Annotated in this window: 12 protein-coding genes (1 of these 12 cut by a window edge); 7 read left to right on the forward strand and 5 right to left on the reverse strand. The window is 64.2% G+C overall.

Annotation, left to right across the window (positions count from 1 at the left end; genetic code table 11):
- Positions 1 to 1,112, reverse strand: partial view of a Na/Pi cotransporter family protein gene (locus OH491_RS19710; protein ID WP_068769970.1) — the 5' portion only. Its footprint begins 526 nt before the window's first position; 1,112 of the gene's 1,638 nt are visible here — the first part of the coding sequence; it begins with the start codon at positions 1,110 to 1,112; its stop codon lies off the left edge, out of view.
- A gap of 230 nt (positions 1,113 to 1,342) precedes the next feature.
- On the opposite strand from OH491_RS19710, the gene OH491_RS19715 reads away from it, so the two are divergent.
- Both OH491_RS19715 and OH491_RS19720 read left to right on the forward strand, forming a co-directional pair.
- Complete coding sequence (locus OH491_RS19715; protein WP_068771043.1) at positions 1,343 to 2,155, forward strand: ABC transporter ATP-binding protein; 813 nt, start codon at positions 1,343 to 1,345, stop codon at positions 2,153 to 2,155.
- Positions 2,152 to 2,919 carry an ABC transporter permease gene (locus OH491_RS19720; RefSeq protein ID WP_068769969.1) on the forward strand — a complete coding sequence of 256 codons (768 nt, stop codon included), beginning with the start codon at positions 2,152 to 2,154 and terminating at the stop codon, positions 2,917 to 2,919. Before OH491_RS19715 ends, OH491_RS19720 begins: the two co-directional genes overlap by 4 nt.
- Positions 2,920 to 3,017: 98 nt before the next feature.
- On the opposite strand, the gene recJ is transcribed toward OH491_RS19720, so the two are convergent.
- From recJ to yajC, 3 genes are all read right to left on the reverse strand, one after another.
- Complete coding sequence (gene recJ, locus OH491_RS19725; RefSeq protein ID WP_068769968.1) at positions 3,018 to 4,733, reverse strand: single-stranded-DNA-specific exonuclease RecJ; 1,716 nt, start codon at positions 4,731 to 4,733, stop codon at positions 3,018 to 3,020.
- Positions 4,734 to 4,855: 122 nt separating this feature from the next.
- Positions 4,856 to 7,408: a protein translocase subunit SecDF gene (locus tag OH491_RS19730; RefSeq protein ID WP_068769967.1), complete on the reverse strand. Its 2,553-nt coding sequence runs from the start codon at positions 7,406 to 7,408 to the stop codon at positions 4,856 to 4,858.
- Positions 7,409 to 7,572: 164 nt separating this feature from the next.
- Entirely contained in the window at positions 7,573 to 7,932 is a 360-nt protein-coding gene (yajC, locus tag OH491_RS19735; protein WP_068769966.1) for a preprotein translocase subunit YajC, read from the reverse strand.
- Between the two features lie 92 nt (positions 7,933 to 8,024).
- Between yajC and speA the strand changes: the two genes are divergently transcribed.
- Together speA and OH491_RS19745 are read left to right on the forward strand one after the other, a co-directional pair.
- Entirely contained in the window at positions 8,025 to 9,968 is a 1,944-nt protein-coding gene (speA, locus tag OH491_RS19740) for a biosynthetic arginine decarboxylase (protein ID WP_068771042.1), read from the forward strand.
- A 35-nt stretch (positions 9,969 to 10,003) separates the two neighbouring features.
- Positions 10,004 to 10,951 carry a hypothetical protein gene (locus OH491_RS19745; protein ID WP_145928722.1) on the forward strand — a complete coding sequence of 316 codons (948 nt, stop codon included), beginning with the start codon at positions 10,004 to 10,006 and terminating at the stop codon, positions 10,949 to 10,951.
- A gap of 69 nt (positions 10,952 to 11,020) precedes the next feature.
- Here OH491_RS19745 and OH491_RS19750 read toward each other — a convergent pair whose 3' ends face one another.
- Entirely contained in the window at positions 11,021 to 11,416 is a 396-nt protein-coding gene (locus tag OH491_RS19750) for a hypothetical protein (protein ID WP_342750645.1), read from the reverse strand.
- Between the two features lie 951 nt (positions 11,417 to 12,367).
- Between OH491_RS19750 and rpmH the strand changes: the two genes are divergently transcribed.
- From rpmH to yidD, 3 genes are all read left to right on the forward strand, one after another.
- Positions 12,368 to 12,505 (forward strand): 50S ribosomal protein L34, encoded by a 138-nt coding sequence (gene rpmH, locus OH491_RS19755; RefSeq protein WP_068769964.1) that lies wholly within the window; start codon positions 12,368 to 12,370, stop codon positions 12,503 to 12,505.
- 41 nt (positions 12,506 to 12,546) lie between these two features.
- On the forward strand, positions 12,547 to 13,014 hold the full coding sequence (gene rnpA / locus OH491_RS19760) for a ribonuclease P protein component (protein ID WP_068769963.1): 468 nt from the start codon (positions 12,547 to 12,549) through the stop codon (positions 13,012 to 13,014).
- Positions 13,015 to 13,145: 131 nt separating this feature from the next.
- Positions 13,146 to 13,436, forward strand: coding sequence for a membrane protein insertion efficiency factor YidD (gene yidD, locus OH491_RS19765; RefSeq protein ID WP_068771041.1), 291 nt, complete (start codon positions 13,146 to 13,148; stop codon positions 13,434 to 13,436).
- The last annotated feature ends 9 nt before the right edge of the window (positions 13,437 to 13,445 follow it).

Below are 13,445 nucleotides of genomic sequence, written 5' to 3' on the forward strand. Positions count from 1 at the left end.
ACCGCCCGCACCTGCTCGGGCGTGGGCGCGGGCATCTCCTCCAGGCGCCAGAAGCGGCCGAGCATCGCGCGGGTTTCATCGACCATGCGCAACACCTCCCGCGTCGCGTGGACGAGCGCCAGCCCGGGGCTTTCCACGGCGCGCGGGTCAAGATGCGTGGCCGGACGGCCCTCGTCCTCGGCCTGCCGGGAAGCCGGCGGGCCGATCATCCATGCGGCGATCCGCGTGAAGACACCGAGAAACGGCAGCGCGGCGAGCCCCGGCACGAGGTTGAAGGCGGTGTGGAACATCGCGACCTGCCGCAGTTCCGATCCGGGCAGCCAGCCAAACAACGCCGCGCCCCATGATGGCACGAGCAGGAGCGGCGCGGCGGCGAGGACTTTGACGAGCAGGCTCGCAAGGCCGAGCTTGCGTCCCTCGGGCACCGGCCAGCCGACGATGAGCGACGTGAGGCCGAGCCCGAGGTTGGTGCCGATCACCCACGGCACCGCGAGGCCGGCCGAGAGCAAGCCGGCTGAGAGCAGGCCGAGCCCGAGGCCGATCGTCGCGGTCGAGCTTTGCAGCGCGACGGCCAGCGCCAGCGCCGCCGCGGCGACGATGAGCGGATGGCCTTCCAGCAGGGCGAGCGCCTCCCGCGTCTCCGACGCGGACGCCAGCGACTCGCCGCCTTCGCCGATAAGGCGCATGGCAAGAAAAACGAAGCCGAGCGAGAGCAGGCACTGCCCGATGCCGCGCAGCGTTTCCCTGCGCGTAAACTGGAAGCAACCCACGCCCGCGACCAGCAGCAGCGGCGCGTAATCCTGGATGCGGAAGGCGAGCAACTGGATGGTCACCGTGATGCCCGCGCCCGCGCCAAGCAGCACCGCGAGCACGCGCTCCGCTCCCAGCTTCCCGGCGCCGATGATTTGCAGCGAGAGCAGGGAGATCCCGGTCGAACTTGGCGCGACGGTGCCCGCCGCGGCCCCGGCGGCAAACGCCCGCAACGGCCGCGCCGTGAGCGATGCCAGCCACGTGGCGAGCCTTCCGCCAAACAAGCGGTCGAGACCTTTGCGCAAAAAGCGGATGCCAAAAAGCGTAAGCGCGACGCCACCGGCTATTTCGATCCAAGTCATCGGTGCGGAAGAATTTCATAATTCGTGGCCGAATGCCGTGTTTGTCAATCAACCATGCTGTTTGTAAATTGGTAAAATCCAGTTGGTAGCGAAAAAATCCCATCGAAATTCTTGCAACCGCGGGGACGGCGGCGAAAGTGAGCGCGTCAGTCATTCGCGATCTTATCCGCCAAACTGCAATCCGCCCACTGCCGAGCCGCAAGAAGCACCAAACTCTCAAAATCCACCCGGTGACCGTACAAACGGAATTGGAAAACATCGCGCCCTCGAAACTCTCGGTGGGCGGAGTCAGCAAGCGCTTTCGCACCAAACGCGCCGAGGTGCACGCGCTTGACCGGGTGTCGCTCGAAGTCGCCGAGGGCGAGTTCGTCTGCTTGGTCGGCCCGAGCGGTTGCGGCAAGAGCACGCTGCTCAACATCATCGCCGGCCTCGACAGCGCCGACGAAGGCTCGGTATCGGCCGACGGCCAGCCCATCCGCGGACCGGGCCGCGACCGCATGGTGATGTTTCAGGAGCACGCCTTGTTCCCGTGGCTCGACGTGCTCGGCAACGTGATGTTCGGCCTCAAGCTCAAGCCCGGCCTCAACAACAAGGAGCGCGAGGAGGTGGCGAAATATTACCTGCACCTCGTGGACCTCGACAGTTTCCTGCACGCAAACATCCATGAGCTTTCCGGCGGCATGAAGCAGCGCGTGGCGCTCGCCCGCGCCCTTGCGCCGAACCCGAAGGTGCTGCTCATGGACGAGCCGTTCGCCGCGCTCGACGCGCTCACCCGCGAGCAGCTTTACGGCGACATCCAGCGCATCTGGGAACAGCGCAAGAAGACGATCGTGTTTGTCACGCACAACGTCCGCGAGGCCGTCTGCCTCGGCGACCGCGTGGCGCTTTTTTCGCCGCATCCCGGACGCATCCGCCAGGAGTTCGCCATCGACCTGCCGCGTCCGCGCGACATCAACAGCGTGGGCCTCGCCACGCGCTCCAGCGAAATCATGAAGGCGCTCAAGGGCTACATCGGCTCGACCGAAACGGAGGTGGCCGAATGAAACGCATCGTCACCGCCACCCTCTTTTTCGCGGCGCTGCTCGTCGGATGGGAAATCATCAAGCGCGCGGGCATCGATTCGTTGCGGCTCATGCCTTCGACGCTCGATGTCGCCCGTTATCTCGCCGGCGTGCTCGCGGACGGCACGCTCGCCTCGGCGTCGTTCGTCACGGTAAAGCGCCTGCTGCTCGGCTACGCCAGCGGCATCGTCATCGGCCTGCCGCTCGGGCTGCTCACGGCGCGCTTCAAGGTCTGCCAGGACACCATCGGGCTGCTCGCGCTCGGCCTGCAAACGCTGCCCAGCGTGTGCTGGGTGCCGATCGCGCTGCTGTCATTCGGCCAGACGGAGTCGGCGATGTTTTTCATCGTGGTGATGGGCACGCTCTGGTCGGTCATCATCGCGACCGACACGGGCGTGCGCACCATCCCGCCGATTTACGCGCGCGCGGCGCGCACGATGGGTTCGCACGGCCTGCATACCTGGATGAAGGTGATGCTGCCGGCGTCGCTGCCGTTCGTGGTGAGCGGCATGAAACAGGGCTGGGCCTTTGCGTGGCGCTCGCTCATGGCGGCGGAGATTTTTGTGACCATCCTGACCGGCTTCGGCCTCGGGCAGCTCCTGCACTACGGACGCGAACTCAATGCGATGGACCAAGTCGTCGGCGTGATGCTGGTGATCGTGGTGATCGGGTTGCTGGCGGACAAAATCATGTTCGCGCCCGCCGAGCGTTTTCTCCACCGCCGCTGGGGGACGCAGGGGAAGTGAAGTAACAAGTGACAAGTGGCAAGTAACAAGAACCAGCGCAGCCTCGCACCCGGCTTCTTGTTACTTGCCACTTGTCACTTGTTACTTTCTACCCGGCATCACTCGCTTTCGCGCCAGTCGATCAGCTCGAGCTGGAGGAGCTTGCGGTCGTTGTAATAGTTCCAGGCAATCTCCACGGCCATGTCGATCGGCACGCCGACGGGCGGGATGTTGTCGGCCATCTTCCATGCCACGCCAAAAAGACGCCGCCCTGTGCCATCGTCGAAATTGAAACGAAAATGCTGCCCGCGGAAGATGTCGGGGCGTTGCTGGAGCGTGACGCGGCGGATGCCGAAAACGGGCTCGGAGTTGCCCTGGCCGAAGGGATGCAGCGCGCAGATGTCGCCCATCAGGCGCTCGCCGATTTCGCGCGGGGTGATCCAGGTGGCGATGTCGAGCGTGGGGCCGTTGAGGCCGCCGCCCGTATGGTTGCGGATGGATTCGACGAAGCGGGCGCGGAAGTCGTCGATGTGGCATTGGGCGAGCGACACGCCGATGGCCATGGGATGGCCGCCCCAGCTGAGGAGGTGTTCGCAGCAGGTGCCGAGCACTTCGACAAGGCTCACGCCATCCACGCTGCGACCCGAGCCCTTGGCCTGCTCGCCTTCGTTGCCGAGGACGATGCAGGGGCGGTTGTATTTGCGGGAGACGCGGCCGGCGACGATGCCGACGACGCCGGGATGCCAGCTTTCGCCATAGAGCACGATGCCGGGATCGGCGGCGTATTTTCCCTCGACGAGGCGCTCGGCCTCCTCGGTGATCTGGCGCTCGATGTCCTGGCGCTCGCGGTTGAGTTCGTTGAGGCGCTGGGCGGTTTCGTTGCAGAAATCCGCGTCGTCGCTGAGCATGAGCTCGACGGAGAGGGAGGCGTCGTCGAGGCGTCCGCTGGCGTTGATGCGCGGTCCCAGCCGGAAGGAGACGTCGACGGGCATGATCTCGTTTTCGGGGCGCACGCCCGCGACTTGCATGAGCGCCTGGAGGCCGGGGCGGCGCGTGGTCTGGAGAATGCGCAGCCCCTGGCGGGCGAGAATGCGGTTTTCGCCGTGCAGCGGGACGAGGTCGGCGACGGTGCCGAGCGCGACGAGGTCGAGCGAGTCGCGGAGCTTGATCTCGAAGGCGGTCGGGTGGTTCTCGGCGCGGAGCTGCTTGAGCAGGCCGTGGGCGAGCTTGAAGACGAGGCCGACGGTGCAGAGGTCGCGCCAGGCGCCGTCGTCGCCGTTGTTGTGGACGTGGGGGTTGATGAGGATGGCCTGCCCGACGACTTCCTCCTTGGAGCGGTGGTGATCGACCACGATGACGTCGATGCCCTGGGCGCGGAGGTAGCCGATCTCGTCGTGGGAATTGGTGCCGCAGTCGAGGGCGACGAAGAGCGAGGGTTTCCCCTGCTCAAGGGCGCGGTCGATGGCGCTGCGCGAGAGCCCGTAGCCGTCCTCCATGCGGCGGGGAACGATGAAGCGCGGGTGCAGGCCGAAGCGGCGGAGAATGCTGACGAGGAGCGCGGTGGAGCTGACGCCATCGACATCGTAGTCGCCGAGCACGACGATGTCCTCGCGCCCGGCGATGGCGGCGCGGAGGCGGTCGGCCGCGGCGACTACATTGTGGACGAGGAACGGGTCGCTCAGCTCGCTGAGCGCGGGGTGGAGAAATTTGGCGGCGCGCGCGGCGTCGGCGAGGCCGGCGCGCAGGAGAAGTTCCGCGAGCACGGGGCTCACGCTGGCGCCACGACTGAGCGCATCGACTTCCCCGGGGGGAAACGGTTGGTATATCCAGCGCATGGCTCGAATGCGGAATGCGGATTTCGGAACACGGAATGGGGGCGCTTTCACGCCGGCTGCAAACGGGCGCGGAGGCGCCCGCCGTTAATTCCGCAATCCGCAATCCTAATTCCGCATTGGTTTTACTCGGAGGCCTTGCTGGCGCCCTGCCACTCGTAGGTGGGGCGCACGTCCTGGTGTTTCTCGACGCGCTTGCGGTCGCCTTTGTGCCACCAATAGAAGACTTGGGAGGCGATGAAGATGGCCGAGAAGGTGGAGGTGAGAACGCCCATCGTGAAGGTGAACGCGATGTCCTTGAGCACGCCGGTGCCCCAGATCCAGAGCGAGGCGGAGGCCAGGAAGGTCGTGGTCGCCGTCATGATCGTGCGGGCAAAGACCTTGCTGATGGCGTTGTTGACCACGTCGCGCAGGGAGGTGTTGGGATTGAGGCGGAGTTCCTCGCGGATGCGGTCGAAGACCACCACGGTCTCGTTGATCGAGTAACCCGCGATGGCGAGGATCGCAGCCACCATCGGCGCCGAGAAATGGTGCCCGGTCAGCACGAAGAGGCCGATGGCCATCAGGATGTCGTGGAACGAGGAGAACATCGCGCCGATGCCGAAGCCGAACTCGAAGCGGAAGGCGATGTAGAGCAGGATGACGCCCATCGAGGCGAGGACCGCGACGAGGGCGTTGTAGAGGATTTCGTCGCCGATGGTCTTGCCGATGACGCTGGTGCCGAGGTTGACGAAGCCGGCCTGCGGGAAGGCTTTTTGCAGGGCGGCGAAGAGCGCGTCGGACTTGCCGGTCTCGGTTTCGATGCGGAGCATTTCCTGGCTGCCGCCGATGGCGCTGATGTAGGCGGGGACGACTTCGCCGAGGTTGCCGGCGGCGGCGACTTCGCGGATTTTGCCGGTGTCGATTTGCTCCTTGTATTGGAGGGTGATCGCGTCGCCGCCCCTGAAGTCGATGCCGTAGATGTTGTTGCCTTTGTAGATGACGACGGCGAGGCCGGCGAACACCACGATCCACGAGGCGATGAAGGCGGGCTTGCCGAAGCGCACCCAGTCCACGTGGAGGTTTTTCAGCATGCGGCGCATGGTGAATTTCTTTACGAGGCCGGAGGTGAACATCCATTCGAGCGTGAGATGGGCGACCACGAGCACGGAGAACAGGGTGGAGATGACGCCGATGCAGAGCGTGACGCCGAAGCCCTTGATCGGGCCGGTGCCGAGGAAGATCATGATCGCGCAGACGATGAGCTGCACGAAGTGCGCGTCGAGGATGGTCCAGAGGGCTTTCATGAAGCCGTTCTGGTTGGCCGAGGCGAGGGATTTGCCTTCGGCGAGCTCTTCGCGCATGCGCTCGTAGATGAGGATGTTCGCGTCCACCGCCATGCCGATGGTGAGCACGATGCCGGCGAGGCCGGGCAGCGTGAGGGTGGCGCCGAGGCGGGCCATGAAGCCGAAGATGATGATGACGTTGATCGCGAGCGTGCAGACGGCGACAAAGCCGCCCGTGGTGTAAAAGGTGACCATGAACGCGGCGACGAGCGCGGTGCCGATGATCGAGGCGCGCACACCGCTGTCCACGGCGTCCTGCGCGAGCGAGGGGCCGACCTCGTATTGCTCCATGACGACCATGGGGACGTCGAGCGGGTTGTTGAGGACGTTGGCGAGGTTCTGGGCCTCGCGGTCGGTGAAGCTGCCGGTGATCTGGGCGGTGGGGCTGTTGATTTCCTCGCGGACGGTCGGGGCGGAGTAGAGTTTGCCGTCGAGCACGATGGCGAGGCGTCCGTAGGGGAGGTTGTTGGATTGCGCGTTTTCGACGATGGAGCGGGTGACCTGGGCGAAACGGGAGCGGCCCTCGTCGGTGAATTGCAGGATGATCTCGGGCTTGCCGTATTGGTCGGGGCGGGCGAAGGCCTGTTTCATGATTTTGCCGTCGGCCTCGGGCACGCGCTTGATGTAGATTTCCTCGACGTGCGTGCCGGAGCGGGAATCCTCCTCCAGCGTCATGCGTTCAAAACCGACCGGGGTCTGTCCGCCGGTCATCGCGGGCGTGAGCGTGGGATGGACGATGCGGAACTGGAGCAGGGCGGGTTTCTGGAGGCTGTCGATGACGTCGGGGTTGTCCTTGGTGTTGACGCCGGGGAGCTGGACTTCGAGGCGGCTGTCGCCGACCGGGCGGATGATGGGCTCGGTGACGCCGAAGGCGTTGATACGGCTGCCGATGATGTCGATGGCCTTCGTGAGCTTTTCCTTGCGCTCGTCGGAGCGCATGTTTTCGAGCGCGGAGGGGGCGATCTCGAGGGTGAAGGCGACGCCGCCCTTGAGGTCGAGGCCGAGCTGGAGGCGGGCCTTGGATTCCTTGAGCAGGTGGTCGAGGAGGATGGCGTTTTTCTTCTCGATGTTTTTCACGTCCCCGAGGTTGAGTTTCGGGAAGTGGCTTTCCGTGAGGTCGATTTTGCGCTCGGCGGCGAGTTGCTTGAGGGCGATGAACGCGCTGGGCGCCTGATGGGCGTCCCTGCGGGCGACGGCCTCCTTGAGCAGCGCATCGAATTCGGACTGCTTGGCCTGGGCCTCGACTTTTACGAAGTCCACAAATTCCCGGTCTTTCAGCGGGAACATTGAGTATGCAAAAAAGACCACCACAGCGATGCTGAGGAGGACTTTCCAGAAGTTGCGTTTAGGCATGTGTTATTTGGGTTTAAAAAGTGTTGCGGAGCGGGGGCGTTGGGACGGCGGCATGGGACGCCGCAAAGTGAATCGGAGCGGATGATTCGTCCCGGTGGTCGCCGTCCTTTTGCGGTCGCGTGGTCGCTGGGGTTTCCTTTTTCTTCCGCGATGACACGCGGGGCTTACTTCTTTTCCTCGCCGCCGCTCTTTTTGGCAACGACGCTGGTGATGTAGCCCTTGCCCACCTCGATCTTGGTGTTGTCGGAGATGCGGATGACGAAGCGGTCGTCCTTCTTGGCCGTGATGTGGCCGTAGATGCCGCCGGCGGTGATGACCTCGTCGCCGGCATCGAGCGAGGCGAGCATCTGCTGATGCTGCTTCTGCTTTTTGCGCTGGGGCGCGATCATGAGAAAATACATCGCCACGAAAATCAGGATGAAGGGGAGAAAGGACATGAGGCTGGCGCCGGAACGGCCACCTTCGGCCGGGGCGGTCTGGGCCAGAAAAAGCAGTGAACTGTCGAGCAGAGCGGATATTTTCATCGTTGCGTGTTGTCGGTTTTGGAAAAAGAAACGAGAACTTAACTCCGTCCGGGAAACAAATAGCAAGCAAACAGTCCACATTCCTCACCGCCTTGAAAAATAAAAACACCGCCGCATGGTCGGCTGCAAAATCCGAGGAGCATTACGGTTTCAAACGCTGGGGCCACGGCCACTTCGAGGTTGATGACGAGGGCTTTGTCGAGGTGCGCCCCGTGCCCGACGGCACCGAGATACGCATCATGGACGTGGTGGACGAGGCCCGGGACATGGGGCTGCGCGCGCCGATGGTGGTGCGGTTTCAGGATCTGCTGCGCCACCGGGTGGAGCGCCTGAACAAGGTTTTTCGCCAAGCCATCAAGGATGAGGGCTACAAGGGCGAATACCGCGGCGTCTTCCCCATCAAGGTCAACCAGCTCCGCGAGGTCGTGGACGAAATCCTCGCCGCCGGCAAGGACTACCATCACGGCCTCGAGGCCGGATCGAAACCCGAGCTCATGATCGCGCTGGCCATGCACGACAACAACCAGCGCCTCATCATCTGCAACGGCTACAAGGACCACGACTACATCCGCCTCGCCCTCATGGGCCGCAAGATCGGCAAGCGCGTCATCATCGTCGTCGAGCAGCTCAGCGAGGTGGACCACATCATCGAGATTTCCCGCGAGCTCGGCGTCCGTCCTCTCATCGGGTTTCGCGTGAAACTCCAGACCCGCGGCGAGGGCAAGTGGTCGTCCTCCTCCGGCGACAACGCCAAGTTCGGCCTCAATACCGCCGAGCTCCTCTTCGCCATCGAAAAGCTCAAGGCCGCGAAACTCACCCAGGCGCTCCGCCTCATCCATTTCCACATCGGCTCGCAGGTGCCCAACATCCTCACGATCAAGAACGCCGTCGTCGAGGCCACCCGTTTCTATTGCCAGCTTTCGCAGATGGGCTTCCCCATGGGCTACCTCGACATCGGCGGCGGCCTCGGCATCGACTACGACGGCTCCCGCACGAATTTCGAGTCGTCCATGAACTACTCGCTGGAGGAATACGCCCGCGACGTCGTCGCCAATATCCGCGACATCTGCGACCACTCCGGCGTGCGCGTCCCCGACATCATCAGCGAGAGCGGCCGTGCCGTCGTCGCCCCGCACTCCATGCTCGTCGTCGAGGTTTTCGAGCGCATCAACAAGAAGGAGACCCTGCGCAAGCAGCACCGCCCGAAGGAGAAGCACAAGGTCGTCACCGACCTTGAGGCGCAGTTGAAAAACAAGTCCCGCCTCGGCCGCCTCGAACGTTTTCACGACGCCCTGCAAAAAAAGGAGGAGGCGCTCTCGCTCTTCAACCTCGGCTACCTCGACATCGAAAACCGCGCCGCCGCCGAGGCGCTCTACTGGCAAATCTGCGAGCAGATCGACCGCGAGGGCAACGAGAGCGGCTATCAGCCCGAGGAACTGCACGACCTGAAAAAAATCCTCGCCGACCAATACGTCTGCAACTTTTCCGTTTTCCAGTCCCTCCTCGACCACTGGGCCCTTCAGCAGCTCTTCCCCATCGCGCCCCTGCACCGCCTCGACGAGGAGCCCACCGTCAACGCCACGCTCGCCGACATCACCTGCGATTCCGACGGCAAGATCAGCAGCTTCATCGACCTCCAGGACACCAAGGACTACCTCCGCCTCCACGCGCTCGACGGCCGTCCCTACTACCTCGGCATTTTTCTCACCGGCGCGTATCAGGACATCATGGGCGACCTGCATAATCTCTTCGGACGCGTGAACGAGGTGCACGTCTTCCTCGAGCCCGACGAGCCCAACGGCTTTTATATAGAAGAGGCGCTCAGCGGCAGCCGCGTGTCGGATGTGATCGAGGGCGTGCAATATCAATGGGAGGAACTCTGCCGCCGGATGAAAGCCCAGATCGATGCTGCCACGCGCAAGGACTTGGTGAAACCCCGCGAAGGCGTGCGCCTGCTGGAATTTTATGAGAACCAGATGCTGAACAAAACCTACCTCAGCATCGAGTCTGCCGCGAAAAAACGCAAAAGGACATGACGCGGGTTTCCCGTGCGGGATCCCGTATTACACCCATGGATACAACGATGCCGGTGCGCGCGTATTTTGACACAGGGCGGGGCGTCATTGTCGCCCTCGCGTTTTTCCTCGCCCTTCTCCCGGCCTGCACCCGCCCGCCGGCGGCGCTCGGACAAACCGGCGTGCTGGCCCATCCCGCGATCGACGAATCCAGCGGACTCGCCCCCTCGCGCCGCGCCGACAACCTCCTCTGGACGCACAACGACAGCGACGGCGAACCCGTGCTCTATGCCATCGCTCCCGACGGCCGTTTTCTGGGCTCGGTGCGCATCGCCGGCCTCCTCAACACCGACTGGGAGGACATCGCCTCCTTCGAGCTCGACGGCCGCGCCTGGCTGCTCATCGCCGACACCGGCGACAACAACAGTGTCCGCCACGACTGCGCCCTGCATATCATCGCCGAGCCCGATCCCGCCGCGCTCTCGCCCTCGCTCGAACTCTCCGCCTCCGTGGCCTGGCGCATCCCCGTGCGTTATCCCGACGGCCCGCACGATTGCGAGTCCGTGGCCGTTGACACCCGGGAAGGCCGGGTCTGGCTCCTCATAAAACGCGAAAACCCCAACCGCCTCGCCTCGCTCCCGCTTCGTCCCGCCGCCGGCGCGGTCCCCGCCGCCACTTTTCACGGCGCGGTTCCGCACATTCCCCAGCCCGACTCGAAGCAGCGCCTGCTTCCGATCCCGACCGGACGCTACCGCGGCCAGCCCACGGCGATGGACTTTGCCGCCGACGGCAGCGCCGCCGTCGTGCTCACTTACGGCGACACGCTCCTCTTCCCGCGACACGACGGCGAAAACTGGTCCGCCGCGCTCGCCCGCGAACCCGTCGTCCTGCCGCCGCACAACCTTGGCCAGGCCGAGGCCGCCTGTTTTTCCCGCGATTCCCGCGCCATTTTTGTCACCGAGGAGAAGCCGCACGCCCCGCTTTTGCGTTACGACCTCCGGTAAAAATCGTTCTCGTTCCCGAAACGTTGCGCAAAAAAGAGAGAACGGGAACGAGTAAAAGAACGAGAACGATTAGAAAACCCCGGGAGGTCTAGACAGATCTTGACCCATGAGGGGATCGAGGAGGAGAGGGGGCAAAAGGAGGATGCGCGGGTCGAGATGAGGGGCGTTATGGGCGAGGAGTTGGGCCGGGGTTTGGTCGGAGCGGGAGCGGTTTTTGCGGGCGAAGTTGAAGAAGTGCTGGTAGGTGGTGACGGAGGCGAGGAAGTGCCGGGTGCCGTGGAAGGTTTCGAGGTCGAAGAACTCGGCTTCGATGGTGGCGTGGGAGCTTTCGACGTCGGCGTTGGCGTTGGGCCTGGCGGGAGGGTTGAAGCGGTGGCGGGCGCCGGAGGCGGAGGAGCCGTGGAAGCCGTCTGGGCGGTAGTGGACGGTGTCGCCGTCGAACTCGGAGCCGAGGTCGGTGCGCACCTCGACCGAGGGTCGAGGCCGTGGGCCTGAGGTGGTCGAGGAGGCGGGACAGGGCGAGGTGGCGCAGGTTTTGGACAGCTCGGAGGGTAGGAGACGAAGAGCGCGCCGGTGGCCTCGTCGCGGATGGTGTATTGGAAGCGGGCACGGGCTTGCATCTGGGGCCAGTAATGGGGATGTCGTTGAGATATTTGGTGTCCATCTGGAGGTGGGTGAGCGGGGCGTGGGCGGCTTTGATTTTGCGCAAGTCGGCCTTGCGTTTGTGTTTGCGCTGGCGGCGGCGTGTCAGCTGGTGATCGCGGAGGATGCGGTGGGCGGCGCCCTTGCCCGGGCAGGACGAACATGTCCACGAGGCGGCGGGCGCCGAAACAGGGGCCTTTTTCTTGCGGCGACGACGGCCTGCTCGATTTTCGGGGCGTGCACGCGGGCTGGTGATGGGGGCGGCGGGGTGATTTTGGAAGGAGTCGTCGCCGTCCTGCCAGCAGCACCTGCACGGTGTTGCGCGCGCAGCCGAACTGGCGCATGGCCGCGCGGATGCCGTGGGCCGTGGCGTAGCGCACCAGTTCGTGGCGCAGGGAAAAGAGGTCTTGGCTTGCGCGGCTCATGACCGTGTAGAGTTTGAAGCGGGAGCCGGATGGGTTTTGCACACACCAGCTTCGCCTTGCGGAGCGCCCGGCTCCCGCCTTTTTAAACCTGAGACAGGCAGGGTGCGGGCCCCAAGCGGCCCGCACCCTGCCTGTCTCAGGTGGGCGGTGAGCCACTTGAGTCCCCGTTGGCCAAGCACCCTGAGCGTTGCCAGTTTCATCCCCGGTTCTTTCTTCGTTTGCTTCTTCGCTCCCCCGGGGCGTTGCCCCGGGTCAATATGTCTATAGGTCTTTCTGACGATTAGAAAACCCCGCCTTGACACAGGCGGGCGCGTCCGGTCATCTCTAGCCCCTTTTTCCCTTTCCAAACATGAAGCCAACATTCCGCCCACATCGCAAAAAACGCGTCCGTAAAATCGGATTCCGCGCCCGTTCGGCCACCAAAGGCGGACGCAAAGTCCTCGCCAACCGCCGCCGCGTAGGCCGCAAGCGTCTCACCGTCGCCTGATACCGGCGCAGCATCCACCGCGCCGCAACATACTTGGCACCATGCGCTTCCGTCCTCAACAGCATGTGAGGCGGCAGCGCGACTTCCGCGAGATTCGCGAAAAGGGCCGCCGCCATGATTGCGGCGGCTTTGTGTTGTGGTATTGCCGCGCCGCTGGCGCGGAAGTGACAAGTGACAAGTATCAAGTGACAGGAACCCCCGCCGCCACCACTGCCGCCGCAGGCACTCCACTTGATACTTGCCACTTGCCACTTGATACTTCCGCGCCGCTGCCGGCGCGGCTCGGCGTCGTCGCCTCCTCTTCCGCCGTCGGCGGAGCCGTGCGCCGTGCGCGCGCGAAACGCCGTCTCCGCGAGATCTTTCGCCGCAACCAGCACCTCGTGCCACCCGGCTGCGATATCCTGCTCGTGGCGCGACGCGCAATCAATCAGCTTGAATATCGCGTGATGGAGCAAAGATTCATCGACGCTTGTCGTCGCATATTCAAACCGTCATCCGATTCGCAGTGACACCCGCCGCATCCAGTCCAGCCGCCGCCCTCGCCCATGGCGTGACCATGGAGGGACGGCCTCCGTGCCGTCCGTTTGTCCCGGCTGGACGGCACGGAGGCCGTCCCTCCAGCGTACGCCGCATTTTTCGCATTCCGCAATCGGTGCTGCTCGCCCTGATAAAACTCTACCAGCGCACGCTTTCGCCCGTGCTCCCGGTTGTGTTTGGCCCCGCGTGCGGCTGCCGTTTTTATCCGACCTGCTCCCATTACGCCGCCGAGGCCGTGCGCACGCACGGCGCGTTGCGCGGCTCGCTGCTCGCCGTCCTCCGCCTGCTCAAATGCACCCCCCTGCATCCCGGCGGCATCGACCCCGTGCCGCCCGCCCCGCGCTGCCGCCGCGTGGAGGCCGGGACATCGCCCTCCTTGAATCTCAATTCTTGATTTCACTCC

It is taken from the genome of Termitidicoccus mucosus (genome assembly GCF_038725785.1).
Lineage (GTDB): Bacteria > Verrucomicrobiota > Verrucomicrobiia > Opitutales > Opitutaceae > Termitidicoccus > Termitidicoccus mucosus.

Coding starts and splice junctions, on each gene's coding strand:
- OH491_RS19745 (WP_145928722.1), top strand. CDS start 10,004: ATGGATACAACGATGCCGGTGCGCGCGTATTTTGACACAGGGCGGGGC.
- yajC (WP_068769966.1), bottom strand. CDS start 7,932: ATGAAAATATCCGCTCTGCTCGACAGTTCACTGCTTTTTCTGGCCCAG.
- recJ (WP_068769968.1), bottom strand. CDS start 4,733: ATGCGCTGGATATACCAACCGTTTCCCCCCGGGGAAGTCGATGCGCTC.
- OH491_RS19730 (WP_068769967.1), bottom strand. CDS start 7,408: ATGCCTAAACGCAACTTCTGGAAAGTCCTCCTCAGCATCGCTGTGGTG.
- rpmH (WP_068769964.1), top strand. CDS start 12,368: ATGAAGCCAACATTCCGCCCACATCGCAAAAAACGCGTCCGTAAAATC.
- OH491_RS19720 (WP_068769969.1), top strand. CDS start 2,152: ATGAAACGCATCGTCACCGCCACCCTCTTTTTCGCGGCGCTGCTCGTC.
- rnpA (WP_068769963.1), top strand. CDS start 12,547: ATGCGCTTCCGTCCTCAACAGCATGTGAGGCGGCAGCGCGACTTCCGC.